We start from the raw sequence: 24,605 nt of genomic DNA on the forward strand, positions 1-24,605 counted from the left end.
CGAGAGCGATGGGAGCGGCACGTGAAGGGCTTCGGGGTTCCCCTGGGCTGGATGCTGGGCGGTGCGGTCGCGCTGTTCGCGGCCGGGGTCCTCGGCGTCGCGGCGGGGGCCGCCTCGATCTCCGCCGGTGACATCCTCCGCCACCTGCTCAGCCTCCTGCCGTTCGGGGTGGAGACACCGCTCACCGAACGGCAGGAGGCGCTCCTCATGGAACTGCGCCTGCCCCGCGTGGTGATGGGCGCCATCGTCGGCGCCCTGCTGGCCACCGCGGGCGGCGCCTACCAGGGTGTCTTCCGCAACCCGCTGGCCGACCCCTTCCTCCTCGGCGCCGCGGCCGGGGCCGGGCTGGGCGCCACCTTGGTCATGGTCTTCGGCCACGAGGTGCTCGCCGACCCGCGCGCCCTGGTCCCGGTGGCCGCCTTCGTCGGCGCGCTGGCCGGAGTGGCCGCCGCCTACATGCTCGGCGCCACCGCCGGGGGAGGAGGCACCGCGGCCCTGGTCCTGGCCGGGGTGGCGGTCTCCTCGTTCCTCTCCGCCGCCCAGACCCTCGTCCAGCAGATGGGCGTGGACCAGCTCCAACGCATCTACGCGTGGCTGCTGGGCGGACTCGGCAGGGGCGGCTGGGACGACGTCCGCCTCATCGCCCCGTACGCGATCGTCGGCCTGCTCGTCCTGCTGCTCTCCGGCTACCTGCTGGACATGCTCGCCCTGGGCGACGACAAGGCGGTCAGCCTCGGCCTCAACCCCGCGGCCGTGCGGATGGTCGTGATCGCCGCCGCCTCCCTGGCCACCGCCGCCGCCGTCTCCGTGAGCGGGCTGATCGGGTTCGTCGGCATCGTGGTCCCGCACATCGTGCGCCGCCTCGTGGGCTCCAACTACCGGGCGATCCTGCCCGTCACCGTGCTGATGGGCGGCGCCTTCCTCGTCCTGGTGGACATCGTGGCGCGCACCATCGTCGCCCCCGCCGAACTCCCCATCGGGGTGGTCACCGCCTTCCTCGGCGCCCCGTTCTTCGTCATCATCCTGCGCACCACCCGCCACCGGGGCACCTGAGGCCGTGCACCCCCCGCCAGCATCGTTCCCGGCACGCCACCGGGGCGTGACGCGAACGCGTCGGACACTCTGGGAGACTGGTGAGCGCTATGGACATCACCTTGCTCGTAAGCATCATCGTCGTCGTCGCCCTCCTGGCGGTTGGTGGGTTCTTCCTGGTCAGGGCCGGACGCTCGGTCAAGCCGGGTAAGGAAGAAGCCAAGCCCGAGGTCACCGGGGAATCCGGGGCCACCGTCCTCGAAGAGGACCGTGAGAAGGACGGGGGAGCGGCCCAGACGCCCCCCGCCCACGCGCCTCCCGCCGAGGAGGCGGCCGCCCCGGCCCCGGCCGAACCCACCGCCCCCGAGATCGAGACCCCGCCCCCGTCCGCCGGGCGGATGGTCCGCCTGCGCGCCCGCCTGGCCCGCTCGCAGGGCTCCTTCGGCCAGGGTCTGCTCAGCCTCCTGTCCGCCAAGAACCTGGACGAGGACACCTGGGAGGAGATCGAGGACACCCTCATCACCGCCGACATCGGTGTCACCGCCGCCAGCCAGATCGTGGAGAACCTGCGCACGCGGGTCAGGGTGCTCGGCACCCGGGAGACCGACGAGGTCCGCGCCCTGCTGCGCGAGGAACTCCTCAAGCAGATCGGCACCGACACCGACCGCGTCGTGCGCACCGAACCCCACGGCGACCGACCGGCGGTCATCATGATCGTGGGCGTCAACGGCACCGGAAAGACCACCACCACCGGCAAGCTCGCCCGCGTCCTGGTCGGTGACGGCCGCAGCGTGGTGCTCGGCGCCGCCGACACCTTCCGCGCCGCCGCCAGCGAACAGCTCCAGACCTGGGGCAGCCGGGTCGGTGCCCCGGTTGTGCGCAAGGACGAGGGCGCCGACCCCGCCAGCGTGGCCTTCGACGCCGTCGCCCGCGGCATCGACGACGGCGTCGACACCGTGATCATCGACACCGCCGGACGCCTGCACACCAAGACCGGCCTGATGGACGAGCTGGGCAAGGTCAAGCGCGTGGTGGAGAAGAAGTCCCAGGTCGACGAGGTCCTGCTCGTCCTGGACGCCACCACCGGCCAGAACGGACTGCGCCAGGCGCGCGTGTTCGCCGAGGTCGTCAACGTCACCGGCATCGCCCTGACCAAGCTCGACGGCACCGCGAAGGGCGGCATCATCGTCCAGGTCCAGCGGGAGCTGGGCGTACCCGTCAAGCTCGTCGGACTCGGCGAGGGTCCCGACGACCTCGCTCCCTTCGACCCCGAGGTCTTCGTGGACGCCATCCTCGGCTGACCCGGGGGCACCACGAGCACCAGACGGCCGGACACCCGTGACACGGGGGTCCGGCCGTTCGTCGTTCGTCCTCCGAGCACGGCTTGTTCATGACGGCTTAACACTCCGAGCCGCCCTTTTACGCCTGCGCAACACGTCGGGTCCGGCCGGGAAACACCCGGGCCGGAAGGTGGTCGCCGTGGCCAGCGCATCGGGCCCGAAGACGCGCTCGCTGACCGCCGCATCTCACGACCATCCCCCGTCCGTGCAACGGAGGCGACGAAATGATTGACTCAGGCAACACCGCGTGGCTGCTGATGAGCGCCGCGCTGGTGATGCTCATGACCCCGGGCCTGGCCTTCTTCTACGGAGGCATGTCGCGGGCCAAGAGCGTCCTCAACATGATGCTGATGAGCTTCGGCAGCATCGCCATCATCAGCGTCCTGTGGGTCCTGGTGGGCCACTCACTGACCTACGCGCCCGGCCACGGCGCCCTGGAGATGTTCATCGGAGGCTTCGACTACGTCGGCCTCAGCAGCATCATGACCGAGGTCGAGCCGATGGACGGCACCGACGGCGGCTACCCGCTGCTCGTCGACGCGGGCTTCCAGCTGATGTTCGCGGTCATCACCGTGGCCCTGATCAGCGGCGCCATCGCCGACCGCGCCAAGTTCGGCGCCTGGCTCCTGTTCGCCCCGATCTGGGCGCTCCTCGTGTACTTCCCGGTGGCCCACTGGGTCTGGGGCGGCGGCTGGATCGCCAGCATGCACGAGTTCACCGGCCTGCCCGAGGTCATCGACTTCGCGGGCGGCACCGCGGTGCACATCAACGCCGGGGCCGCGGCCCTGGCCCTGGTCCTCGTCCTCGGCCGCCGCAAGGGCTTCGGCTCCGAGTCGATGCGCCCGCACAACCTGCCGTTCGTCCTGCTCGGCGCGGCCCTGCTGTGGTTCGGCTGGTTCGGCTTCAACGGCGGCTCCGCCTACGCGGCCAACGAGCAGGCCGCCCTGGCCCTGGTCAACACCCAGGTCGCCACCGCCGCCGCGACCGCCGCCTGGATGCTGGTCGAGCGCCTCCGCTACGGCAAGGTCAGCGCCCTGGGCTTCGCCTCCGGCGCCATCGCCGGGCTCGTCGCCATCACGCCCTCGGCCGCCAACGTCACCCCGGTCGGCGCGATCATCGTCGGCGCCCTGTCCGGCGCGATCTGCGCCTACGCCATCAGCTGGAAGTTCCGCTTCAAGTACGACGACGCCCTGGACGTCGTGGGCATCCACATGGTCGGCGGCATCGTCGGCTGCCTCGCCCTCGGTTTCATCGCCTCCGCCGCCGTGCCCGGCGGCGGCGACGCGGGCCTGTTCTTCGGCGGCGGCCTCGGCCTCCTCGCCGCCCAGGCGATCTCGGTGATCGGCGTCATGGTCTACACCTTCATCGTCACGTGGGTCATCGCCAAGGTCATCGACCTGCTCATCGGCTTCCGTATCGCCGAGGAGGTCGAGACCAACGGCCTGGACCACGAGCTCCACGCGGAGTCGGCCTACGCCTTCGACGAGCTCGACGAGATGGAGGAAACGACGGCCTCCTCGCCGACGCCTCCGGGCGAGGAGGCTGCCTCACCGCGGGTCGGGTCCTAGCTCTCAACGTCGAGGCGACCGGTCCCCGACCACCGAAACGGTGGGGCGGACAGAGGGGTCGACGGGGGATTTCTCCCCGTCGGCCCCGTTCGCGTTGTGGCTGTTCCGGCCGCCCACCAGCCGCGGATTCCACTGATTTGTGCGTGTTCATGGAGTGGTGTTGGCAGTGGCGCGTGCTCGCGTTCGATACCCTTTCTGGGCGGTGCGGCGGCCAACCCGGTCTCGGGGGACGGCGAAGGGCGCCGGGATGGGCCGACCCACGGGGGCCCACCGGACGCGACCGGCTGGGCCCGCGCCCGCGTCACCACGTCGCGGAGAGGCAGGGCGGTGAAGACGCCCGGGACCCTCCCACGACCTTTTTCTTCACGCGCATTCGGATCAGCACCCCACAGGTCGGGGTCAGGAGGCAAGATGGCGCCGGTTACGCACAACAGGGGTCGCGGACGCGGACGGCTCGCCCTCGCCGCGGTGGGCACGATCACCGCGCTGGGACTGGCCGGATGCGGCTTCGGCGGCGACGACGACGAGCCAGCTCCCACCGAGGAGACTGCCGAGCCGGTCGACGCCGCACCCCTGCTGGAGCAGGCCCTGGCGGACCTGGCCGACTACCCTGCGCTCACCGCGGACGGGCAGGTCGCCCACACCGTGGGCGGGGACATCCAGGAGACCACCGTGACTGTCGCCGACGGCGGCGCGACCAGCGGCACCGTCCGCGCCAACGGGGTCGAGGCGGAGATGATCGCCGCCGACAGCAAGATCTTCCTGCGCGCCGGTGAGGAGTTCTGGCTCGACAAGAACGTCTTCGGGCCCGACAGCGACCAGTTCGACGGCGCCTGGGTGCGCTCCTCCACCGCGCAGGCGGGCATCAACCCGCAGAACACGCTGGCCCCGCCCGCGCTCGCGGCGATCCTGGAGGAGATCGGTCTGGAGGGCGACGAGGCCGTCGAGGAGACCCTCGACGACACCCGCGCCTACAAGGTCGACCTCAACGGCGAGCGCAACCAGCTGTGGATCGACGCCGAGACCAACCAGGTGCTGCGCGTCGAGGTCGAGGAGCTCGTCCCCGAGGGCGGCGAGAACGGGCCGCAGGTCCGCCTGGACATCGCCCAGGCCGACGAGGCCGCCGCCGAGGAGCTCTACGACAACCTGACCACCGTCACCGAGGACGAGCTCACCGGCTCCCGTGACGCGCGCATCGAGGTGAGCTGGGACGGCCAGCCCGAGATGGAGTGCGTCGACGGTCCGCACTGCACCTGGTCCGGCACCGTCCGCGACGCCGGCGCCTCGGGCAGCGGCACGGTCCTGGTCCGCATGGACGTCACCTTCACCCAGGACCAGATCGGCGACGAGGAGTGCTCCGACAGCGGCTCCCTGGAGGCGGGTGGCTCGCTCGCCCTCTCCTGTGACGCCAACTACAACATCGTCACCTCCGAGCCCAAGACCTACGAGGACATCCAGGGCGAGGCCCGCCTGTCCACCCGTGGGCTGGGCGGCGGACAGCAGGAGGAGATGCTCGCCGCCCTGGCCGAGCAGCGCGAGGCCACCCTGGCGGGCGACACCGAGGAGTCCGAGGGCGCCGAGGAGAGCGAGGGCGCCGAGGCGCAGGAGACCGAGGGCGAGTAGCCCCGGACGACACAGACCCGGACCCCACGGACCCGGACCGCACTTGCGTGCGGGTCCGGGTGCCCGCGAGGCGGGAACCGGGCGGGGCGCTCCCCCCGCCCCTTCCGTGCCGGGGGTCGTCCCGGCCGGACCTGGGCTTCGTGCCCGGTGACGGCGGGGCGGTAGGCTAGGAAGTCAAACCCGACGACGAAGGACTGGCCAAACTCGTGTTCGAGACGCTTTCCGACCGGCTGACATCGGTCTTCTCCTCGCTGCGCGGCAAGGGGCGGCTGTCCGAGGAGGACATCAACGCGACCGCGCGCGAGATCCGTCTCGCGCTGCTCGAGGCGGACGTGGCGCTGCCCGTGGTCCGCGAGTTCATCTCGCGGATCAAGGAACGCGCCCGCGGTGAGGAGGTCTCCAAGGCCCTCAACCCCGCCCAGCAGGTCATCAGGATCGTCAACGAGGAACTGGTCGAGATCCTCGGTGGCGAGACCCGGCAGATCCGCTTCGGCAAGACGCCGCCCACCGTGATCATGCTCGCCGGTCTCCAGGGCGCCGGTAAGACCACCCTCGCGGGCAAGCTCGCCAAGTGGCTCGCCGCCGACCGCAACACCCCGCTGCTGGTCGCCGCCGACCTCCAGCGCCCCAACGCCGTCACCCAGCTCCAGGTGGTCGGTGAGCGCGCGGGCACCCCCGTGTTCGCTCCCGAGCCCGGCAACGGCGTGGGGAACCCCGTCGACGTGGCCCGCGAGTCCATCGAGCACGCGCGGCGCAACAACCACAACGTCGTCATCATCGACACCGCGGGCCGCCTCGGTGTGGACACCGAGATGATGCAGCAGGCCGCGGACATCCGCGACGCGGTCAACCCCGACGAGATCCTCTTCGTCGTCGACGCCATGATCGGTCAGGACGCGGTCAACACCGCCCAGGCCTTCCTGGACGGCGTCGGCTACGACGCGGTCGCGCTCACCAAGCTCGACGGTGACGCCCGCGGCGGTGCGGCCCTGTCCATCCGGCACCTCACCGGCCGCCCGATCATGTTCGCCTCCACCGGCGAGAAGCTCGAGGACTTCGACCTCTTCCACCCGGACCGGATGGCCTCGCGCATCCTGGACATGGGTGACGTCCTCACCCTCATCGAACAGGCCCAGCGCACGTTCGACGAGGCCGAGGTCGAGAAGATGGCCTCGACCATGGCCTCGGACGACGACTTCACGCTGGACGACTTCCTCCAGCAGATGGCGATGGTCCGCAAGCTCGGCCCGATCGGCAACCTGCTCGGCATGATGCCCGGCATGGGGCAGATGCGCGAGCAGATCGACGGCATCGACGACAAGGACCTGGACCGCATCCAGGCGATCATCCAGTCGATGACCCCCGGTGAGCGCGCCAACCCGAAGATGATCAACGGCTCCCGTCGTCTGCGCATCGCCAACGGCTCCGGCACGCAGGTCAGCGACGTCAACGGCCTGGTCACCCGCTTCTTCGAGGCGCAGAAGATGATGCGCAAGATGAAGAGCGGCGGCGGCGTCCCGGGGATGCCCGGCATGCCCGGGATGGGCGGCGCCAACAAGAAGAAGGCCAAGGCCCAGTCCAAGAAGGCGAAGAAGGGCAAGCAGCGCAGCGGCAACCCCATGAAGGCCCGCCAGCAGGAGGCCGACCGCGCGGCCGAGCGCAAGCGGCGCCAGGAGGAGGGCGGCCAGGAGATGCCGCAGCTGCCTCCGGGCCTCGGCGGAGGCGGCGGCGACCAGCCCACCCTCCCGCCCGGTTTCGGCGGCCCGAACATGCCGGACCTGTCCAACTTCAAGCTGCCGAAGAAGTAGCAGGCAGGGCACGGCGACAGTGACACCCACCACGGCCCGCCCGGGACATCCCGGGCGGGCCGCGGTCGTTCTCGAACCGGGCCGCGCGCACGGTGGTGTCCTGTCCAAGGAACACGTCCGCGTCTGGCACAATGAGTAGTCGACTAACGGTGGCCGGGTCAGCCCTCTAACTAACCCGCCGCCCACGTCCTGCCTCGACGGGTTCCACAACCCCACGTGGGTCGCCCATCAGGCGCTAACACCGTTATACGGGAGAAGACCACTCCAGTGGCTGTCAAACTGAAGCTCAAGCGTATGGGCAAGATCCGTACGCCCCAGTACCGTGTCATCGTCGCCGACGCCCGCAACAAGCGTGACGGCAAGGCGATCGAGGAGATCGGCAAGTACCACCCCAAGGAGCACCCGAGCCTCATCGAGGTCGACTCCGAGCGGGCCCAGTACTGGCTGTCCGTCGGCGCCCAGCCGACCGACGCGGTGAAGGTCCTCCTGCGCAAGACCGGTGACTGGCAGAAGTTCAAGGGCCTGGCCGCTCCGGCGCCGCTCCAGGTCGCCGAGGCCAAGGACCCCGAGGCCAAGGACGCCGCCTTCCAGGCCGCGCTGAAGGAGCTCGTCCTTCCCGGTCAGGAGAAGAAGACCAAGAAGGCCGAGAAGAAGACGGACAAGGCGGCCGACAAGCCCGCCGAGGCCGCCGAGGCTGAGAAGAAGTCCGAGGGCGAGGCCTAATCGTGCTGGAAGAGGCGCTTGAGCACCTCGTGAAGGGGATCGTCACGAACTCCGACGACGTCCAGGTGAGAGCCAAGCGGCTCCGCAAGGGCAAGGTTCTGGAGGTCCGGGTCCACCCGGACGACCTCGGCAAGGTCATCGGCCGCAACGGCCGGACCGCCAAGGCACTGCGGACCGTCGTCGGCTCCCTCGCTGGCGGCCGGTACGTCCGCGTGGACCTGTTGGACCTGAACGAAGTGCGCTGACGCGCCTCTGGGGGCGCCGACCGCTGACGGTCGGCGCCCCGCACTCGTGCCCGGGGACCGTGTGAACGGCCCCGGGCACGCTTTTCCCCGGGGCGGCTCCCCGCCCGGGGACACCGAGGGGGACCCGGGCGCCGGGACACCTCGTGTGACGTCCGGGGATCGAGGATCGACCAAAGGAAAGCACTGCTCATGCGACTCGTGGTGGGCCGGATCGGCCGCGCGCACGGTATCCGCGGCGACGTCGCCGTCGACGTGCGCACCGACGACCCCGACGCCCGGTTCACCGTCGGCGCCGTCCTCCAGACGGATCCGGTCTCGACCGGTCCGCTCAAGGTGGCCTCGACGCGCCGCCACAGCGGCAGGCTACTCATCCGCTTCGAGGGCATGGCCGACCGCGACGCCGCCGAGACGCTGCGCGGCACCCTCCTCACCGTGGACTCCGAGGACATCGCCCCCCTGGACGACCCCGACGAGTTCCACGACCACGAACTGATCGGCCTGACCGCCGTCACGACCGAGGGCGAGACCGTGGGTGAGGTCGAGGACGTCCTCCACCACGCGCAGGACGTGCTGGTCATCGCCGCCGAGACCGGCGGTCACGAGATCCTGGTGCCGTTCGTCGCCGCCCTGGTCCCCGAGGTCGACGTCGCTGGCGGTCGGATCGTGCTCGACCCGCCGCCCGGCCTGCTCGACCTCCAGAACACCGACTGAACGAGTACGCAGTGCGCATCGACATCATCAGCATCTTCCCCGACTACTTCGCTCCCCTCGACCTCTCGCTGATCGGCAAGGCACGCGAGGCGGGCCTGCTCGACGTGCGCGTCCACGACCTGCGCGACTGGACCCACGACCGGCACAACACCGTCGACGACACCCCCTACGGCGGCGGTCCCGGCATGGTCATGAAGCCCGAGCCGTGGGGCGAGGCCCTCGACGAGGTCGTGGCGGGTCGGCCGACGCGGCTGGTCCTGCCGACCCCGAGCGGACGACCCTTCACCCAGGCCGACGCCGAGCGGCTCGCGGGGGAGGAGAACCTGGTGTTCGGCTGCGGCCGGTACGAGGGCATCGACTCCAGGGTCGCTGCGGACGCCGCCGAGCGGATGCCCGTCGAGGAGATCAGCATCGGTGACTACGTCCTCAACGGGGGTGAGTCGGCCACCCTGGTGATGGTGGAGGCCATCACCCGGCTGCTGCCCGGCGTGCTCGGCAACCGGGAGTCGCACGTCCAGGACTCCTTCGCCTCCGGTGGCATGGAGCACCTGGTGGAGGGGCCGGTGTACACCAAGCCCGGCACGTGGCGGGGCCAGGAGGTGCCACCGGTGCTGCTCTCCGGGAACCACGGTGCGGTGGACCGCTGGCGCCGTGACCAGGCGCTGCGCAAGACCGCCCGCAACCGGCCCGACCTGGTGGCGGCCACCCCGGCCGAGGCCCTTGACAAGCGGGACCGTGAGGTCCTCGCCGAGGAACGGACCGCACCGACCTCGTAGAGTGTGGTGAACGGCCGGTTCGGGACGGCCGGGATCATGTGGCAAACTGGGTGAGTTCCCCTCTGGTGACCCCAAGGCATCCGCATGCCGGCGGTACGACGTCGGCCTCTGTGTCGGTCACCGGGTGGTTCCACAGTTCAGACCCAACAGGGCCTCGCCCGCGCACCCCCTCCCCGGAGCAGCCGGGGGGCAGGACGCGGCGCGCTATTGATGAGGATTCGCGAGATGCACACCGCCATTCAGGAGCTTGAGAAGGCTCAGCTTCGCACCGACATTCCGGACTTCCGTCCCGGTGACACCCTCAACGTCCACGTCCGCGTGACCGAGGGCACCCGTACCCGTGTCCAGGTCTTCAAGGGCGTCGTCATCCGCCGTCAGGGCGCGGGCAACCGCGAGACCTTCACCATCCGCAAGGTGAGCTACGGCGTGGGCGTGGAGCGTACGTTCCCCATCCACACGCCGGCCGTCGAGAAGTACGAGGTCGTCGCCCGCGGTCGCGTGCGTCGCGCCAAGCTGTACTACCTGCGCGACCTGCGCGGCAAGGCCGCCCGCATCCGCGAGCGCCGCGAGCCCGTCAACAAGTAGGCTCTGGCTGATCCGGCCGGAACCATGCCGCCCCGCCGGGCGGCAGGATAGGCTTTCGGCCGATGAGCAAAGACGAGAGGGACCTCGGCTCGGACGCGGTCCCGGACGAGGATTCCGCCCGGCCCGGCCCGGAGGAGCACAGCTCCGCCACTGGCTCCCAGACGCATGAGCGCCTGGGAGCCAGTGGTGTATCCGACGCCGCTGGTCAGGGGCCGGAGGAGAGAGCTGACGCCGACATGAGCCAGTCCCAGAGCAGTGCGAAGAAGGGGTCGTTCTGGAAGGAACTCCCCATCCTGATCGTGATCGCCCTCGTGCTGGCGTTCGTGATCAGGACCTGGGTGATGCAGGCGTTCTACATCCCCTCTTCGTCCATGGAGAACACCCTGCTCGTGGGTGACCGGGTCCTGGTGAACAAGGTCGTGTACCAGATCCGCGACATCGAGCGCGGAGAGGTGATCGTGTTCAACGGCGACGGGTCGTGGGACGATCCGACCGTCGTGCAGCCGCCGGAGTCGACCAACCCGGTCAGTCGCGGCTTCACCTGGGTGCAGCAGCAGCTCGGTGCGGCGCCCACGGGCAAGGAGTACATCAAGCGGGTCATCGGTCTGCCCGGTGACACCGTGGAGTGCTGCGACGAGCAGAACCGGATCCTGGTCAACGGCGTTCCCCTGGAGGAGGACGACTACCTGTATCCGGGCAGCGTGGGGAGCCACACCGAGTTCGGTCCCATCGAGGTGCAGGAGGGGTACCTGTGGCTGATGGGCGACCACCGGGCCATCTCCTACGACTCCCGCATGAACCAGAACAACCCCGGGGGCGGGGCCGTACCGATCGACCACGTCGTCGGACGGGCCTTCGTCATCATCTGGCCGTTCAGCCAGGCCGGCGGGCTCGGCGTCCCGCAGACCTTCGACGAGCTGAGCGGGTCCGAGGACTGAGCCGGTGGCCGAACCGGGCCGAACGATTTCCGGGCATCGTCGCAGGTCATGGCCTTACTTTCGGGTTAAGTGACCGATCCGTCGAAGGAATTCCGCTCGACGGGGCACAAAAGCCCGTTGCGTGACGCATGATGGAACTCGGATCGTATCGGCGTTCCCCGAACGCGTGGAGCCGTCTCCGGTGGGTACCAGCCGGGTGGCGGAGGTGTTGCCACGCCAGGGGGACCGGCACATCATGACCGGAGAGTGCTGACGAAAGCGAGCGCGCACATGAGTTCTGAGGACCTGGAGAAGTACGAGGCCGAGATGGAGCTTCAGCTCTATCGCGAGTACCGCGACGTCGTCGGCCTGTTCGGCTACGTGGTGGAGACCGAACGGCGTTTCTACCTCACCAACCACGTGGACCTCCAGCCCCGCTCGACGGAGAACGGGGAGATGTACTTCGAGGTCGTGATGGAGGACGCCTGGGTCTGGGACATGTACCGCCCGGCCCGGTTCGTGCGCAACGTGCGCGTGGTGACGTTCAAGGACGTGAACGTCGAGGAGATCACCAAGTCCGACCTGGAGATGCCCCCGGCGGACGGCGGCGGACCCGCGGAGTAGCGGTCCGGCGGCGCCCCCTCCCTCCTTCTTCGTGGAGCGGGTTATCCACAGGAGAAACTGACCCCTGGCGCGCCCGGCCCCGATCACCGACCGTGGTTACGGGAGGTGGTCGCCGGTGGATCGGTGGGCCGAGTACCGAAGGAAACTGGGACGCCGCGGTGAGGAGCTCGCCGCGGCCTACCTCGAACGGGCCGGGATGCGGGTGCTCGCCCGCAACTGGCGGGCCCCGGGCGGCGCCGGGGAGATCGACATCGTGGCCCGGGACGGGCCCTTCCTGGTGGTCGCCGAGGTCAAGACCCGTGGTTCGCTGCGGCACGGCCATCCGGTGGAGGCCATCACCGAGAGCAAACGGCGCCGACTGCGGGTCCTGGGCCGGTCCTGGGCCCTTCTGCACCGCTGCCCGCCCCGGCCGCTGCGGATCGACGGGGTCTGCCTGCTGGTCGCGGGCGGACGCGTGTTCGTCTCCCACGAACGGGGGATGGGCTGATGTCGCTCGCCCTCACACACTGCGTGACGCTGCTGGGCGTCCAGGGCCACATCGTCGAGGTGGAGGTGCACCTGGGCGGCGGAGAGCCCGGGGTCACCCTGGTGGGGTTGCCGGACGCCGCCCTGCGGGAGGCCCGGGACCGGATCCGCGCCGCGGTGGCCAACAGCTCCGAGGCCTGGCCCAGCGGACAGATCACCATCAGTCTGTCCCCCGCCAGCCTGCCCAAGTCCGGCAGCCTCTTCGACCTCGCCATCGCCGGTGCGGTGCTGGCCGCCGCCGGTGAGGTGCCGCCGGACCGCCTGGCCGGGACCGTGCTCATCGCCGAACTGGGCCTGGACGGTCGTGCGCGTCCGGTGCGCGGGGTGCTGCCCGCCATGGTGTCCGCCGCCGAACAGGGCTTCACCCGGTTCGTGGTGGCCGCGGGCAACCTGGCGGAGGCCCGTCTGGTACCGGACGTGACGGTCGTGCCCGTGACCGACCTCGCCGAACTGTGCGGCTGGCTGCGCGGGGAGGAGGAACCGGAACCGCCCACGGAGGCGCCCGCGCCGGCCGTCGTCCCGGACCAGGGGAGCCCCGACCTCGCCGACGTGCTGGGGCAACCGGTGGCCCGGCGGGCCGTGGAGATCGCCGCCGCCGGAGGGCACAACCTGATGATGTTGGGCCCACCCGGGACGGGTAAGAGCCTCCTCGCGGAACGTCTGCCCACGGTGCTGCCCACGCTCTCCTCCACCGAGGCCCTGGAGGCCACGGCGATCCACTCGGTGGCCGGGCTGCTACCGCCCGGCGCGCCACTGGTCACCGTGCCCCCCTTCGCCGCGCCGCACCACACCTCCAGCCGCGCCTCGATCATCGGGGGAGGTCACGGCAACCCCCAGCCCGGCTGGGTGTCCAAGGCGCACCACGGCATCCTGTTCGTGGACGAGGCCCCGCAGTTCGGCCGGGGTGTCCTGGACTCGCTCCGCGAACCCCTGGAACGCGGTGAGGTGGTGATCGCCCGCTCCGCATCCACGGTGGCCTTCCCCGCCCGTTTCCAGTTGGTGCTGGCAGCCAACCCGTGTCCCTGCGCCAAGCCCGGCAGCCTCTGCACGTGTCCGTCCGGTGAGCGGCGGCGGTACTTCTCCCGGCTGTCCGGCCCGCTGCTGGACCGGATCGACCTCAAGGTGGAACTCCAACCGGTTTCGCGGGCCGAACTCCTGGCGGACCGGGCCTTCGCCGAGTCCTCCGCGACCGTGGCCGCCCGGGTGGCGCAGGCCCGTTCCCGGGCCAGGGAGCGGCTGGCGGACACCCCCTGGAGCACCAACGCGGCCATCCCCGGAGCCAGGCTGCGGCGGGACTTCCCGGTGGAGCCAGCGGCCCTGCGGGTCCTCGGACGGGCGATGGACGCCGGACAGATCAGTGCCCGAGGGGTCGACCGCGCCCTGAGGGTGGCCTGGACCCTGGCCGACCTCGCGGGCCGCGAGCGCCCCACCGAGGAGGAGACCTCCTACGCCTACGCCCTCTGGGCGGGAAGGGCGTGGTGACGGTGACCGACGAGGCACGCGCACGCGTCGGTCTGACGGCGGTGGCGCCACCCAGCCACCGCTGGCTGGGGCCGCTGGTGAACGAGCACGGGGCCGCCACAGTCTGGGCGGCCCTGCTCTCGGGGGAGCCGCCCCCGGGGCGCCCACCGCCGTCGGAGCAGGCGGTGCGGAGTTGGCGGGGCTGGTCGGAGCGGGCGCGGCGGGTGGACCCGGACCGGCTGCTGGACGCCTCGGCGGAGGCCGGGGTCCGGTTCGTCGCCCCGGGAGACCCCGAGTGGCCGGGGCGGCTCGACGAGCTGCCCGTCTGCTACGGGCTCTGGGTGCGGGGCATGGGCGACCTGCGCAACCTCTGCCTGCGGTCGGTGTCGGTCGTGGGCGCGCGCTCCGCGACCTCCTACGGGCTGCACGTGGCCGCCGAGCTCTCCTGTGAACTGGCCGACCGCTCCTTCTCGGTGGTCTCCGGAGGCGCCTACGGAGTGGACGGCGCCGCGCACCGGGCGGCGCTCACCACGGGGAGCACCGTGGTGGTCCTGGCCTGTGGTCTGGACACGGACTACCCGCGCGGTCACGCGGGGCTGTTCGCGGACGTGGCTCGCACGGGGGTGCTGGTCAGCGAGTGGCCGGTGGGCCGGACCCCGCGAACCCCGGACTTCCTCGTGCGCAACCGGCTGATCGCCGCGCTCACCCCCGGCACGGTGGTGGTGGAGGCAGGGGCCCGGAGCGGGGCGCTGAACACCGCCTCCCACGCGACCGACCTCCACCGGGTGCTGATGGCCGTCCCCACGCCTGTTTCCGGTGCATCCGCTCTGGGTCCGGCTGGAGTCGTGCCCTTCGTCCTGAACGTCGTGTAGCAGCCTCATAACGGCGGGGAGGTTGGGGATAATCGGTTCCACACGAGCGACGCCCCCAGACGCCATGGACGGATGACTGTGACTGAACCTCCCCGCCCCGGACGCCCTCTGCACCCAGTCCCGCACAGCAACAGTCCGCTGGGACGCTTCGCGCTTGAACTGCGCCAGCTGCGGGAGGATGCGGGGCCCCTTAGCTTCCGTGAGATGTCCCAACGGACGCGGGAACTGGGCACGCCGGTGGCAGCCACCTCGCTGCGCAATGCCCTCTCGGGAGAGCGAGTCCCCAGCCTCGAAGTTGTCATGGCTTTTGTTCGTGTGTGCCTGTCGCTGGGCCCCAACGATGAGCACGAAGCTCTTGAGACTTGGAAGGAACGCTGGGAACGCGTAACTGCTGAGGGCGTCAGCAACCAGTCTGTGGTTGTCACCGGGGGCGGCAACGTCCACGTCAATAACTTCTTCCGAGATGGGGAGACTGCTGCCGGAGGGGACAGAGAGCCTCAGACGCCTGAGACTCTGGCCTCGAAGCGGGAGAACATCTACCTCAGTGTCCTCCAGCAGAAGGCCCGGCACTCCGAGGTGAACCAGTGGCTCAGTGTCGTGTTCATTGTGGTCGGTGTCGGCATCGTCGTGGCTGGACCTGTCGTGGCGCTGGTGAGAGCCGATGCCATGCCTCTGCTTGTGAGCTTGTTCGGTGTCCCGTTCGCAGCGCTTGGAGCATGGCTGAGGTGGCATGTACGCCGGACCGACGCCGCTCTTGACTCCCGAATCGATCGCATTGAGCAGAAGATCGAGGAGGACGACACCTTCGACAAGGTGCTCAAGGTCGCCAACACTATTGACGATCCTCAGCAGCGCGACGAGGCCCGCAGGGACGCCGTGAGGTGGCTAACGACCCTGAAGCCGGTCGACCCTTCGGTCTCTACTCAGGCTTTGCCGGAGGGCGAGGCCGACCCCAAGGGCGCAATCGATCAGGGTGACTCGAAGTCCTGACGCCCTTCGCTAAGCGTGGGTCTGAGTTTGGCTCACCCGTGCCGCTACCGGGCTACCCTGAGTTCACCGGTACAGCTCCAGCGGCAGCAGGGGACCCCCCATGGCGGTAACGACAGGCGCACCCGATGAAGAACCCGAAGAGGGAAGTTCGACTGAGTCGACCGGGTTCACCATCAACAGGACGGGTCTTGAAAACTTTCAAAGGCATCTAGAGTCCTTGGTGGGCAGGGCCCAGGTTCACAACGTTGTTCACGGCGATTTTGTCGTTGGGACGGGTGTCCAGTCGCGGAAGGTCTTGCAGGAGCAGGCCGACAACAGCTTGGCCAGGCAGCGGCAGAAGTTCTACCTCGACTTCCTGAAGCAGTCACTCAAGCAGGCCGAGGTCACCTTCTGGCTCAGCATCGCGTTTATGGCCGCTGGCGCGATTGTCATCTTGGTGGGGGCTGTGCTCGCCCTGGTGTACGCCCAAAGCGCGGACCTGAGTTACGTGCCCCTGGTCACCGCCCTCACTGGTGCCTTGATCACCGTTGGAGGCGGGGCGCTCGCACTTCACGCGCGCCGGGCCAAGGCGCACGTGACAGAGCAGGCCGAACGCATTGGAGACAAGGCCGACAAGGACGACGGCCTGCGGACCACCCTCAGGCTGATCAACCAGGTCAGTGACAAGGACCTGCGCGACCGTATCCGCACGGCGGTGGCGTTGCAGGCCCTGGGCGTAACAGCCGATCCCGAGACGATCGCCAGCAGCCTCCTAGCCGACCCCAAGGGCGAGATCGAGTCGGGCGACTCCAAGCCCTGACGGCCCGGAGCGCGCGCAGGGTCGAAAGCCCCGCGTTCGCCGGTTGGCCTGTTGCGCCGCACCGCCCGCGCGTACGCTGATGGAAGTCAATGCTTCTTAGGCGGTGTCCATGAGTGAAGATCTGCCCCCCGAGCTGACCACGGGCGAACGAATCCGAATCCTGCGCGAGCGCCGGGGCCTGACCCGCAAGGTGCTGGCCGGACTGGTGGGCCGGTCGGAGGACTGGCTAAAGAAGATCGAAAACGGAGACCGAGAGCTTCGGTCGATCACCCACTTCGTGCGGCTGGCCCATGCCCTGCACGTCTCCAACGTGGCCACCCTGACCGGCGACGCCCTGTCCATCCCGACCAACCCCGTCGGCAAACTGTCCCACGGCTCGGTGCCCACCATCCGGGCCGCCATGCACTCGGTGTCGTTCGGCGGAACCCCCACCATCGGGGCCGTGTCCCCCGACGCCCTGCGCGGCCGGGTCGACGGAGCGTGGAAGTTGTGGCACTCCAGCGCCCACCAGCGCACCGAGGTCGGGGCCCTGCTCCCGGACCTTCTGCGCGACGCCCACGCCTGCGTGCGCACCAGCCGGGGCAACGACCGCCGAGCGGCGCACGCGGCGACGGCCGACCTGTACCGCCTGGTCCAGCGGATGCTTGCCCACATCAGCGAACCCGAACTGTACTGGCTGGCCGTCGACCGGGGCCGGGCCCATTCAGAGGAGGCCGACAACCCCGTGTCGCTGGCGCTGGCCGCCTGGTCCATGGCGATCGGGCAGCGCGCGGCCGGGTACCCCGAGGAGGCCGTCCACACCGACGAGGCCGGGATGGACCTGCTGCGCGACCAGATGGACGAGGGCGAGGCCGAGACGCTGGCGGTGTACGGCGCGCTCAACCTGCAAGCGGCCACCTCGTGCGGCCTGGACGGGCGAGGCGGGGACGCTGGCCGGTACCTGGACGAGGCCGGGCGCGTGGCCGACCGCCTGCCCGCCGGGTACACGCACCTAATGTCCGCGTTCGATGCGTCCAACGTGCGCATCCACAGCGTCAGTGTCGGGGTCGGGCTGATGACTCCGGGCGAGGCGCTGCGCAGCGCCGAGAGCATCGCACCGGAGACCATCCCGTCGCTGGAGCGGCGCAGCCGCCTGTTCCTGGACATCGCGGCCGGGTACCGCCAGCGGAACGAGGAGGCAGCGGCCGTCCACTACCTGTCTGCGGCGCACCGGACCAGCCCCGAGGCGGTGCGGTACGTGCCCATGGCACGGTCGGTCGCGCGCGACCTGGCCCTGTCGGCAACCGGCCCGTTGAAGGCGGACGCCGTCGCACTCGCCGACGAGATCGGTGTCCGGGCCGCATAGTCCCGACGCCGTTGATTCGAGGGGCGTCTAGAGCCCATAAGGCGAATATCGCCGCAGGTCAAAGGAGGGGCACAGTGAGAGCGGAAAGGGTGAAGCGAACCCCGGCAGGGATCGCTCAGGTGCTGCCCATGCGGATGCGTGAGGCGTTTCAGAGCCAGGTTGAGGAGGCGGCGGGCGAAGAGGAGTTCGCTGAGGTGATCCGACACTGGGCTCCGATCGCCGACGAGTTCGCCGACACCAGCATCCAGACGCGAAAGCGGCGCGCACTGGCCCGCCAGCGGATGCGAGACAGGGTCGCGTATGGGTACTTCAAGGACGATGCCAAGTGAACGGCTACCTTGACGCCTACTTGCTGGACACCTGCGCGTGGTCACTGATGCAGCAGGACGCGGACCTGTGGGAACGGTGGGATCACGCGATCGAGGATGGTCTTGTGCGGGTCTGCGACCCGGTACGGCTGGAAATGCTGACCAGCGCCCGGAACGGGGACGAACGGGACCTGCTCGCCGATGACCTCTTCGACCTGTTCGGCACTCCGATCTCGGCGGACCGGGGCGTGTGGCAGCTGGCCGACACCATCCACGCCGCCCTTACAGAGAAGGGCCAGCATCGGGGCCCCGGCGTGGTTGACATCCTGCTGTGCGCTACGGCGATTCGCCACGGCATGGTCGTGGTCAGTGCGGACGGTGACATCAACACGGTGGCCGGTGTGGCGCCGGACTTGCGCCAGGTAGATGTCCGGAACGGTCCGCTAGTCGAGCCTTTGCGTCCGGGCTAGTCCCGCTCCGGTAGGGGGACAGTTTGGGACCCCTACCGGAGGCCGGGCCCCCTACAGTCCCGGCATGGCTGATGCGAACCACCCCCAAGCGCAGGTCGAACCCGTCTTGCGCCGTCTTCGCCACGCCCTGGACCGCGCGGGCGTCGTGCTGCCGTCGCTGGACGCCGACCCGTCGCCCGTGCTGAACAGCCGCCTGATCGAGCTGGGCCGGGTCAACGTGGCCACCGCCGACCGCTTGGCCGAGGTGATCGAGCGGGGGGTCGGCCAGTGAGCCCGACCGCGCCCGCGCCCCCACTGGAGCTGCGAGAGCCCGACTGCCGCCGCGTTGAGCTGGCCGCCCCCCGCTGGCGCTGCGTGTGGTTGCCCCAACACGGCTCGTTCCTGGCGTTCTTGGACGCCGACATGCGCGCCCCCGGCATGCCGACCCCCGCCGTGGCCGAGCCGACCGCAGACGCCACCATCGACGCCATCCACCAGCTCCAGGAGCTGGAGGGGCTGGTCCGGGAGTGGATCGAGACGAGGGTCGCCACGTGACCCCGGCGGCTGACCTCGTGGACTTCCTTCGCACCGCGCACGCCGTGCACGCACAGGACGGGCCGGAGCCGGGACGGGTGGTGGCGCGCCAGGGTGGGCGGGCGGTGTCGGTGGTGCTGGTGGGGCGTCAGTGGTTCAGGTCGGTGCCCAGAGGGAGGGGCACCGACCTGCTGCCGCTGCACTGGCGCGGCATGGAGTGGTCCGTTGTCCGCGTGGTCGCCAAGGAGTTGGGCGCGCCGAGCGCCGACAACGACGAGCAGGAGGACCAGGAGTGACAGACAACCCCGAGGACCACGCGGACGAGCTGTTCGACGCGCTGTCCGAAGCCCTGCGCGAGCACCACGACACCCGCGCCACCAAGGCCACGCTGCGGGCGGCGCTGGCCAAGGCGGACCGAGCGTTCGACCAGTTGCACCTGTGGCTCACCGCTGGCAACCCCCTGCCCGAGCCCTGGCGCAAGGCCCAGCGGGTTCTGAGCGAGCGCCGGGCCCGTCCGGTCGACACCGACGCGCGGGAGGGGTGACCGTGGACACGACGACGCTGGCCAGGGTGTGCGCGTGCGGCCTCTACTCCTACTTGGTGCCGCAGCACACCGGCCCGAACGGGGACCAGGTGTGGCGCCGGGTCACTACCGACTGCCTGGCGACCACGCGGGCCACCTACGCCCAGGGCCACGACATGAAACTTCGATCGTTGCTCGTGGAGGCCGGGGCCGAGGGGCACCAGGTGCTGATGACCGATGGGGAGACGGTTGTCGGCAAGACGGCCGAGCGGTGGGCGGCTGACCTTGGGTGGCTGGACGCGGTCCGGGAGGGGATCAAGCGGGCCGCCCGCTGACCGGGGGATGGGCCCCGGAAGCTCTCGGATGGGCTTCCGGGGCTTTCTCGTGTACGGGGCGGGTGCTGGGCCGGGGCGGGGTGTCTCGTGCGCTCGGAGACGCCACGAAAGCGCGCGGAGAGGCCACCCCGGGGGCATGGCCATACGCCCCCAGGTGGTGTAGCTTCACGAACGCACTGCGCCCCCGAGCAGTGACCGAGCCGAGCCCGAAGGACGCCCGTGATAGCGACAGTCCACTACTTCAACAACCGCCAGCGCGCCATTGAGGTCTACGAGGCCCGGAACGCGGAGGCGCTGAAGAAGCTGTTGATCGAGTGCCTCGCGCTCGACGACTACGACACGGGGATCGTCAACAGGGCGTTTGCGCGGATGGGCCGGACCGGGGAGACCTTCGATCTTGGCAGAGAGCGTGGCACCCGGGATAAGAAGCGCAAGATCACCGCGAGCGTGTCCGTTGCGTCGGGGAAGCTGACGCACCTGGTCAGCGGCACCTACTCCATCAACGTGCCTGGAGGTGCGTCGTGATAGCAGTCGTCCGCTCTTTTGATGAAACGCAGGGCGTCAAGGTCTACGAGGCCCAGGACGCCAAGGAGCTAAAGAAGCTGCTGCTCTGGTTCGTCGCGTCCGACAAGGACGAGAAGAAGACCATCGAAAACGAGATGCCTGACACCGATGACTTCTACACAGTCAGGCCGATCGGTGTGGGGGAGAAGATGGTGACGGTCGAGCAGGGTTTTGTGACACGCATCGTCAGCGCCACCCACAACATCGACGCCCGTGTTGAGGACCTGGACGAGCGGACCGAGTAGGACCCCGCCCGGTTAGAGAGCGAACTCAGGCCAACGATGCCCCCGGTTGTCGTCGGCCAGCTCTTACGGGTCGCCTCGGAAGCTCTCGAATGGGCTTCCGGGGCTCTCTCGCACGCGGGGCGGGGTTCAGACCTGGGTGCGGGTGAAGTGGTCAGGGCAGTAGATCCGCAGATGCCCTTCCGGCTGTAGGGCGTGGTGGCGCTTGATGACCATCAGTTGGTCAGCAGGCAGGACGACCCTGCACGTGGATACGGAGCACCTTCGGAGTTCGGGGCCAGCGGTGTTCCGATCAGGGAATACCTCGCCCAGGACGCGGGGCTCGTCGTACTCGATCAGGTCTCGCTCATCGGTCACGCCTGCGCTCCTCGTCGTCAAAGGCCGCCCTCGGCGTCGTCGGCTGCGCTGGGACGGGAAGCCCATTCGACACGCGGATCGATCACGAGCTGATTACGGGGCTGCGTCGGCCTGAACACGCCTGCCATCACCTCCGGTGGCGCTGGCACGGACGACGAGTAACGAGCCCCGGCGGGACGGGGACTCTCGGTGCCGTACTGGGGGTACCGGGGGAGGGCGGTAGCAGGGGCACCCCTACCGATTGCGGGAGCGACGCCCGGGTGATGGGGTGGAGTCACCGCAGGAGCACTGAACTCGTAGATCTTGGCTACCCGAAAGGGCAAGTGGGGGTCGGGACGAGGTCGGAGCCGTACCGACCTTCGTTCCGGGAGACCCACCCGTGCACACGCTGAGATTCAACCATCGGGCCATGCAGCTCGTTCGCGAGCAGCGCGGCCTGTCCAAGATCCGGCTCGCCAAGACCAGCGGGCTCGACCGCAGGAGCCTGGCCCGCTGGGAGGCTGGCCAGCAGACCCCTGACCTGCGCACCATCGGCCGTCTCGCCGATGCCCTGGGCTGCCACCCCACCGCCCTCATCGAGTGGGCGGAGGACGACCAGTGAGCGCCCCCGCCGATGCCGTGCCGAACGAAGAGGGCACCGTCGACGTTCAGTGGACCACCGCACCCATGAGCGACCGGGCGTACAAGCGCCTGGCGGCTCTGTTGTTCGGAGCGCGCCCCGCCGACGACCAGAGCGGGGGCGATGACCAGTGACCACCGCGAACACGCAGCAGCCCTCCGCTGACCAGGCGGAGGGCCACCAGAGCCCAGCACAACCCCAAAACTCTGACCCCATCGAAGCAGGTCCGGTGACCAGCGAACAAGTGGACCCCAGCGTGGCTCTGCGGCTGCTGGACTGGCTGTGGGACGAGCGGCCAGGGCTGGTCTGCCTGGCAACCGACCACCGTCTCCGCGACATAAAGTCGGAGCGCAAGCCGTCCGACTTTCGCAACGCGGCCTGGTACTCGTGGCCGCAGGACCGCGACAAGGTCCCGGCGTACGCCGAGATGGTCATGGGCAGCCGCGAGGTGTGGTTTACGCCTGCGCTCCTCAACACGGAGCACCGTAGGGCGAACAACGCCACCGACAACGGCCGTGTGTGCCAGGTTGACGCCGACCACACCGACGAATGGACCGACGAGGACAGGGCCACCCGCTTGGCGCTGCTCGACAAGCTGAACGCGGCTGTCGTCAGGTCCGGTACGAGCGGCAACTTCCACGCGTATGTGAAGCTCGACCGAGACACACCGCGCGGTGTGATCGACCGTCTGAACGCCCAGCTCACCGCCGCGTTTGCTGGTGACCCCACCAAGGAGAACGCCAGCTCGGTCCTGCGGCTGCCGGGCACACTCAACCACAAGACCGACCCCGCCAACCCCGTCGTACTGGAGTACGTCGACCCCGAGTTCGAGGGCTGGGACCCCGACGAGCTGAGCGCCATGTTGCCTGAGCCCGCACCCAAGGGCGGAGCCCACGCGGGCGCGGGTTCCAGCCCCGCCCAGTACGAGGGCAGCGTCGAACAGCGGCTGGAAGCGGCCGTGGCCGAGCTGCTGCCGATGAAGCCGAGCGAGGGTATCGGGCGCGACAACCAGATGGCCAAGGTGGCCGGGTACGCCGCCCGGGTCATCGACTCCGAGGCGGTGTTCGAGTGGTTCCTGCGGTGGGTCAACAGCCGCATGGCGTACCAGCTCACAGACGCCGAGGTCGCTAAGAAGGTCGGCATCTGGCGGCGCGAGAAGGCCAAGCGCGACGAAGAGTCGACAGAGGACAAGCTCGGTGCCCAGCTGCTCCGGGGCGACGTCGACCCCGCCGAGGTCGTGCGGTCGTGGGACGGCTACCGCGAGAAGGTGTTCAACGACGTCGCCGGGTGGGTCATCCGGGACGACGCGTTTGACCTGTACTACGGCCACCTCGCCGCGCTCGCTGAACGCGACCCGGAAGCGTTCGACCAGACCCCGTATGCCCGCGCCGAGCTGGTTCGGCAGATCGCCCGTGTCCGAGGTGAGGAGCGCGCCAAGATCCTGGCGGCCGGTGGCAACACCGAGCTTGGCGAGCCAGACGACTGGGACGAGACCGAGACGGTTGAACGCGACTTCACCGGCCCGGGCCTGTTCGTCCAGCCCGGGTGGCTGTCGCTGGTGATCGGCGACTACGAGTCGGCCAAGACGATGGTGCTGCTATGGGCGGCTGCCGAGCGGCTGCGCCGGGGTGAGACCGTCATCCTCATCGACGAGGAGTCACCCAAGGACCAGACCTTCGACAAACTGTCAGCGTTCCAGCTCACACCCGAGCAGCGCGCCGGGTTCAAGCGGTACGGCCACCGTGGGTGGAACCTGGCCGCGCACCCGGAGATGCTCGACAAGCTGATCGAGAAACACCCGGACGCCACCCTGGTCATCGCGGACTCGGTCTCACGACTGATGAGCAACTCGGGCTTGGAGGACGATAACGCGGGCGCGATGAGGCTGTGGACCAACATCGAGCAGTTCGTGTCCCGGCGCCCGGGCGTGGCCTTCTGCCTTATCGACCACCAGGGCATGGGGGGCGGTCTGCACGCCCGGGGCGCGTCGGTGAAGGTCCAGCAGAGCAGCATCGCCGTCCGACTGTCCATGAAGCGCAAGTTCACCAAGACCGAGGACGGCCAGCTCACAGCCACGGTGCTCAAGCACCGGAACGGCCTCAGCACCGGCCACGAGTTCCAGGTGGACGTGACGACCACCGGGCACGGGCCGCTCGAAATGCATTGGACCGACCTGGGCACCGACCCCGATAGCGGCAACGCGAAACAGGGCCAACGGGGGGCGGACGACTTGGGGCCGGTTGAGATGGGGATCTTGAAGACTGCCAAGCCCACCTTGGGCGTTGCCGACAAGTGGGTGTCCAAGAACGAGCTGGACAGGGCAGCGGATCGGCACTCCAGCACGGTCACGCGCGCGGTGAAGAAGCTGATCGATGGCGGCTACCTGATCGAGAAGCCCGGTTGGACGAGTGGTGACGGACCCAAGCAGTACCGGCGCGTGAAGTGACCCGAGAGGGGTGTGCACGAGACCTGTCTCGGAGGGGTGTGCATGCACACCCTCGTGCACACCCCCCGCAGAGCCCCAAGTGTCCGACGGGACGGGACTGTGCAGGTGTGCGCACAGTATGCGCACAGACGGGTGTGCGAGTGTTCGTCTCCCCTCTGGGGAGGGGGAGACGCACACTCTCGGCACACCACCCCCCCCGGCGCACACTCCGGTCACGTACGTCCCGTCCCCCAGCGGCCTTTGCACGGAGCCGGTTGGACTGACTGCCGACCATGAGGAGGAAC

The 24,605-nt window shown here is 69.5% G+C and carries 30 protein-coding genes and 1 pseudogene; 30 read left to right on the plus strand and 1 reads right to left on the minus strand.

The window, feature by feature from the left end; all coding sequences use genetic code 11:
- The first annotated feature begins 21 nt into the window (after positions 1-21).
- The 27 genes and pseudogenes from KBX21_RS10080 to KBX21_RS10210 all read left to right on the plus strand — a co-directional run bounded on the left by KBX21_RS10080 (position 22) and on the right by KBX21_RS10210 (position 20,902).
- Complete coding sequence (locus KBX21_RS10080; protein WP_049577234.1) at positions 22-1,053, plus strand: iron ABC transporter permease; 1,032 nt, start codon at positions 22-24, stop codon at positions 1,051-1,053.
- Between the two features lie 89 nt (positions 1,054-1,142).
- Positions 1,143-2,333, plus strand: coding sequence for a signal recognition particle-docking protein FtsY (gene ftsY, locus KBX21_RS10085; protein WP_210841729.1), 1,191 nt, complete (start codon positions 1,143-1,145; stop codon positions 2,331-2,333).
- Positions 2,334-2,596: 263 nt separating this feature from the next.
- Positions 2,597-3,940 (plus strand): ammonium transporter, encoded by a 1,344-nt coding sequence (locus KBX21_RS10090; RefSeq protein WP_049570642.1) that lies wholly within the window; start codon positions 2,597-2,599, stop codon positions 3,938-3,940.
- 411 nt (positions 3,941-4,351) lie between these two features.
- On the plus strand, positions 4,352-5,563 hold the full coding sequence (locus KBX21_RS10095) for a hypothetical protein (protein ID WP_210841730.1): 1,212 nt from the start codon (positions 4,352-4,354) through the stop codon (positions 5,561-5,563).
- Between the two features lie 206 nt (positions 5,564-5,769).
- The gene (ffh, locus tag KBX21_RS10100; protein ID WP_210841731.1) at positions 5,770-7,371 is read left to right on the plus strand and encodes a signal recognition particle protein; all 1,602 of its coding nucleotides are present in this window, start codon (positions 5,770-5,772) and stop codon (positions 7,369-7,371) included.
- Between the two features lie 267 nt (positions 7,372-7,638).
- Positions 7,639-8,094 (plus strand): 30S ribosomal protein S16, encoded by a 456-nt coding sequence (gene rpsP / locus KBX21_RS10105; protein WP_049570653.1) that lies wholly within the window; start codon positions 7,639-7,641, stop codon positions 8,092-8,094.
- A gap of 2 nt (positions 8,095-8,096) precedes the next feature.
- Complete coding sequence (locus KBX21_RS10110) at positions 8,097-8,339, plus strand: RNA-binding protein (RefSeq protein WP_026129499.1); 243 nt, start codon at positions 8,097-8,099, stop codon at positions 8,337-8,339.
- Between the two features lie 189 nt (positions 8,340-8,528).
- Entirely contained in the window at positions 8,529-9,050 is a 522-nt protein-coding gene (gene rimM / locus KBX21_RS10115; protein ID WP_049570655.1) for a ribosome maturation factor RimM, read from the plus strand.
- Between the two features lie 11 nt (positions 9,051-9,061).
- Complete coding sequence (trmD, locus tag KBX21_RS10120; RefSeq protein ID WP_049570660.1) at positions 9,062-9,826, plus strand: tRNA (guanosine(37)-N1)-methyltransferase TrmD; 765 nt, start codon at positions 9,062-9,064, stop codon at positions 9,824-9,826.
- Between the two features lie 225 nt (positions 9,827-10,051).
- A complete protein-coding gene (gene rplS, locus KBX21_RS10125) occupies positions 10,052-10,411 on the plus strand; it encodes a 50S ribosomal protein L19 (RefSeq protein WP_049570662.1) in 360 nt (119 codons plus the stop codon).
- A 62-nt stretch (positions 10,412-10,473) separates the two neighbouring features.
- Positions 10,474-11,349 carry a signal peptidase I gene (gene lepB / locus KBX21_RS10130; RefSeq protein ID WP_049570664.1) on the plus strand — a complete coding sequence of 292 codons (876 nt, stop codon included), beginning with the start codon at positions 10,474-10,476 and terminating at the stop codon, positions 11,347-11,349.
- Between the two features lie 270 nt (positions 11,350-11,619).
- The gene (locus KBX21_RS10135; protein ID WP_049570667.1) at positions 11,620-11,952 is read left to right on the plus strand and encodes a DUF2469 domain-containing protein; all 333 of its coding nucleotides are present in this window, start codon (positions 11,620-11,622) and stop codon (positions 11,950-11,952) included.
- A gap of 115 nt (positions 11,953-12,067) precedes the next feature.
- Positions 12,068-12,439 carry a YraN family protein gene (locus tag KBX21_RS10140; RefSeq protein WP_210841732.1) on the plus strand — a complete coding sequence of 124 codons (372 nt, stop codon included), beginning with the start codon at positions 12,068-12,070 and terminating at the stop codon, positions 12,437-12,439.
- Positions 12,439-13,959, plus strand: coding sequence for a YifB family Mg chelatase-like AAA ATPase (locus tag KBX21_RS10145; RefSeq protein WP_210841733.1), 1,521 nt, complete (start codon positions 12,439-12,441; stop codon positions 13,957-13,959). The genes KBX21_RS10140 and KBX21_RS10145 overlap by 1 nt, the downstream gene beginning before the upstream one ends.
- A pseudogene (locus KBX21_RS10150) lies at positions 13,953-14,771 on the plus strand (DNA-processing protein DprA); the annotation flags it as partial. The gene KBX21_RS10145 and the pseudogene KBX21_RS10150, both read left to right, overlap by 7 nt.
- Positions 14,772-14,882: 111 nt before the next feature.
- A complete protein-coding gene (locus KBX21_RS10155; RefSeq protein WP_374225714.1) occupies positions 14,883-15,800 on the plus strand; it encodes a helix-turn-helix domain-containing protein in 918 nt (305 codons plus the stop codon).
- A gap of 100 nt (positions 15,801-15,900) precedes the next feature.
- A complete protein-coding gene (locus KBX21_RS10160) occupies positions 15,901-16,599 on the plus strand; it encodes a hypothetical protein (protein ID WP_210841735.1) in 699 nt (232 codons plus the stop codon).
- Between the two features lie 109 nt (positions 16,600-16,708).
- A complete protein-coding gene (locus KBX21_RS10165) occupies positions 16,709-17,944 on the plus strand; it encodes a helix-turn-helix transcriptional regulator (protein WP_210841736.1) in 1,236 nt (411 codons plus the stop codon).
- A 128-nt stretch (positions 17,945-18,072) separates the two neighbouring features.
- On the plus strand, positions 18,073-18,273 hold the full coding sequence (locus KBX21_RS10170) for a hypothetical protein (protein ID WP_210841737.1): 201 nt from the start codon (positions 18,073-18,075) through the stop codon (positions 18,271-18,273).
- Entirely contained in the window at positions 18,270-18,722 is a 453-nt protein-coding gene (locus KBX21_RS10175; protein WP_210841738.1) for a PIN domain-containing protein, read from the plus strand. Before KBX21_RS10170 ends, KBX21_RS10175 begins: the two co-directional genes overlap by 4 nt.
- A 64-nt stretch (positions 18,723-18,786) precedes the next feature.
- A complete protein-coding gene (locus tag KBX21_RS10180) occupies positions 18,787-18,993 on the plus strand; it encodes a hypothetical protein (RefSeq protein ID WP_210841739.1) in 207 nt (68 codons plus the stop codon).
- Positions 18,990-19,256 (plus strand): hypothetical protein, encoded by a 267-nt coding sequence (locus KBX21_RS10185; protein ID WP_210841740.1) that lies wholly within the window; start codon positions 18,990-18,992, stop codon positions 19,254-19,256. The genes KBX21_RS10180 and KBX21_RS10185 overlap by 4 nt, the downstream gene beginning before the upstream one ends.
- Positions 19,253-19,531, plus strand: a complete 279-nt coding sequence (locus tag KBX21_RS10190; RefSeq protein WP_210841741.1) for a hypothetical protein — start codon at positions 19,253-19,255, stop codon at positions 19,529-19,531. The genes KBX21_RS10185 and KBX21_RS10190 overlap by 4 nt, the downstream gene beginning before the upstream one ends.
- Positions 19,528-19,779 (plus strand): hypothetical protein, encoded by a 252-nt coding sequence (locus tag KBX21_RS10195; protein WP_210841742.1) that lies wholly within the window; start codon positions 19,528-19,530, stop codon positions 19,777-19,779. Before KBX21_RS10190 ends, KBX21_RS10195 begins: the two co-directional genes overlap by 4 nt.
- 2 nt (positions 19,780-19,781) lie before the next feature.
- Positions 19,782-20,093, plus strand: a complete 312-nt coding sequence (locus tag KBX21_RS10200; protein ID WP_210841743.1) for a hypothetical protein — start codon at positions 19,782-19,784, stop codon at positions 20,091-20,093.
- A gap of 219 nt (positions 20,094-20,312) precedes the next feature.
- The gene (locus KBX21_RS10205) at positions 20,313-20,618 is read left to right on the plus strand and encodes a hypothetical protein (protein WP_210841744.1); all 306 of its coding nucleotides are present in this window, start codon (positions 20,313-20,315) and stop codon (positions 20,616-20,618) included.
- On the plus strand, positions 20,615-20,902 hold the full coding sequence (locus KBX21_RS10210) for a hypothetical protein (protein WP_210841745.1): 288 nt from the start codon (positions 20,615-20,617) through the stop codon (positions 20,900-20,902). Before KBX21_RS10205 ends, KBX21_RS10210 begins: the two co-directional genes overlap by 4 nt.
- A 126-nt stretch (positions 20,903-21,028) precedes the next feature.
- On the opposite strand, the gene KBX21_RS10215 is transcribed toward KBX21_RS10210, so the two are convergent.
- The gene (locus KBX21_RS10215) at positions 21,029-21,256 is read right to left on the minus strand and encodes a hypothetical protein (RefSeq protein ID WP_210841746.1); all 228 of its coding nucleotides are present in this window, start codon (positions 21,254-21,256) and stop codon (positions 21,029-21,031) included.
- A gap of 409 nt (positions 21,257-21,665) precedes the next feature.
- On the opposite strand from KBX21_RS10215, the gene KBX21_RS10220 reads away from it, so the two are divergent.
- The 3 genes from KBX21_RS10220 to KBX21_RS10230 all read left to right on the plus strand — a co-directional run bounded on the left by KBX21_RS10220 (position 21,666) and on the right by KBX21_RS10230 (position 24,321).
- Entirely contained in the window at positions 21,666-21,857 is a 192-nt protein-coding gene (locus KBX21_RS10220) for a helix-turn-helix domain-containing protein (protein WP_210841747.1), read from the plus strand.
- On the plus strand, positions 21,854-22,009 hold the full coding sequence (locus KBX21_RS10225) for a hypothetical protein (RefSeq protein WP_210841748.1): 156 nt from the start codon (positions 21,854-21,856) through the stop codon (positions 22,007-22,009). The genes KBX21_RS10220 and KBX21_RS10225 overlap by 4 nt, the downstream gene beginning before the upstream one ends.
- A 95-nt stretch (positions 22,010-22,104) precedes the next feature.
- Positions 22,105-24,321 (plus strand): AAA family ATPase, encoded by a 2,217-nt coding sequence (locus KBX21_RS10230; RefSeq protein ID WP_210841749.1) that lies wholly within the window; start codon positions 22,105-22,107, stop codon positions 24,319-24,321.
- Positions 24,322-24,605: the final 284 nt, after the last annotated feature.

The sequence above is a fragment of the Nocardiopsis sp. B62 genome, from assembly GCF_018070675.1.
Lineage (GTDB): Bacteria > Actinomycetota > Actinomycetes > Streptosporangiales > Streptosporangiaceae > Nocardiopsis > Nocardiopsis prasina.

Coding starts and splice junctions, on each gene's coding strand:
- KBX21_RS10220 (WP_210841747.1), top strand. CDS start 21,666: ATGCAGCTCGTTCGCGAGCAGCGCGGCCTGTCCAAGATCCGGCTCGCC.
- rimM (WP_049570655.1), top strand. CDS start 8,529: ATGCGACTCGTGGTGGGCCGGATCGGCCGCGCGCACGGTATCCGCGGC.
- KBX21_RS10160 (WP_210841735.1), top strand. CDS start 15,901: ATGGCGGTAACGACAGGCGCACCCGATGAAGAACCCGAAGAGGGAAGT.
- KBX21_RS10170 (WP_210841737.1), top strand. CDS start 18,073: ATGCGGATGCGTGAGGCGTTTCAGAGCCAGGTTGAGGAGGCGGCGGGC.
- KBX21_RS10135 (WP_049570667.1), top strand. CDS start 11,620: ATGAGTTCTGAGGACCTGGAGAAGTACGAGGCCGAGATGGAGCTTCAG.
- lepB (WP_049570664.1), top strand. CDS start 10,474: ATGAGCAAAGACGAGAGGGACCTCGGCTCGGACGCGGTCCCGGACGAG.
- KBX21_RS10090 (WP_049570642.1), top strand. CDS start 2,597: ATGATTGACTCAGGCAACACCGCGTGGCTGCTGATGAGCGCCGCGCTG.
- KBX21_RS10180 (WP_210841739.1), top strand. CDS start 18,787: ATGGCTGATGCGAACCACCCCCAAGCGCAGGTCGAACCCGTCTTGCGC.
- rplS (WP_049570662.1), top strand. CDS start 10,052: ATGCACACCGCCATTCAGGAGCTTGAGAAGGCTCAGCTTCGCACCGAC.
- KBX21_RS10165 (WP_210841736.1), top strand. CDS start 16,709: ATGAGTGAAGATCTGCCCCCCGAGCTGACCACGGGCGAACGAATCCGA.
- ftsY (WP_210841729.1), top strand. CDS start 1,143: ATGGACATCACCTTGCTCGTAAGCATCATCGTCGTCGTCGCCCTCCTG.
- KBX21_RS10155 (WP_374225714.1), top strand. CDS start 14,883: ATGACTGTGACTGAACCTCCCCGCCCCGGACGCCCTCTGCACCCAGTC.
- KBX21_RS10145 (WP_210841733.1), top strand. CDS start 12,439: ATGTCGCTCGCCCTCACACACTGCGTGACGCTGCTGGGCGTCCAGGGC.
- KBX21_RS10095 (WP_210841730.1), top strand. CDS start 4,352: ATGGCGCCGGTTACGCACAACAGGGGTCGCGGACGCGGACGGCTCGCC.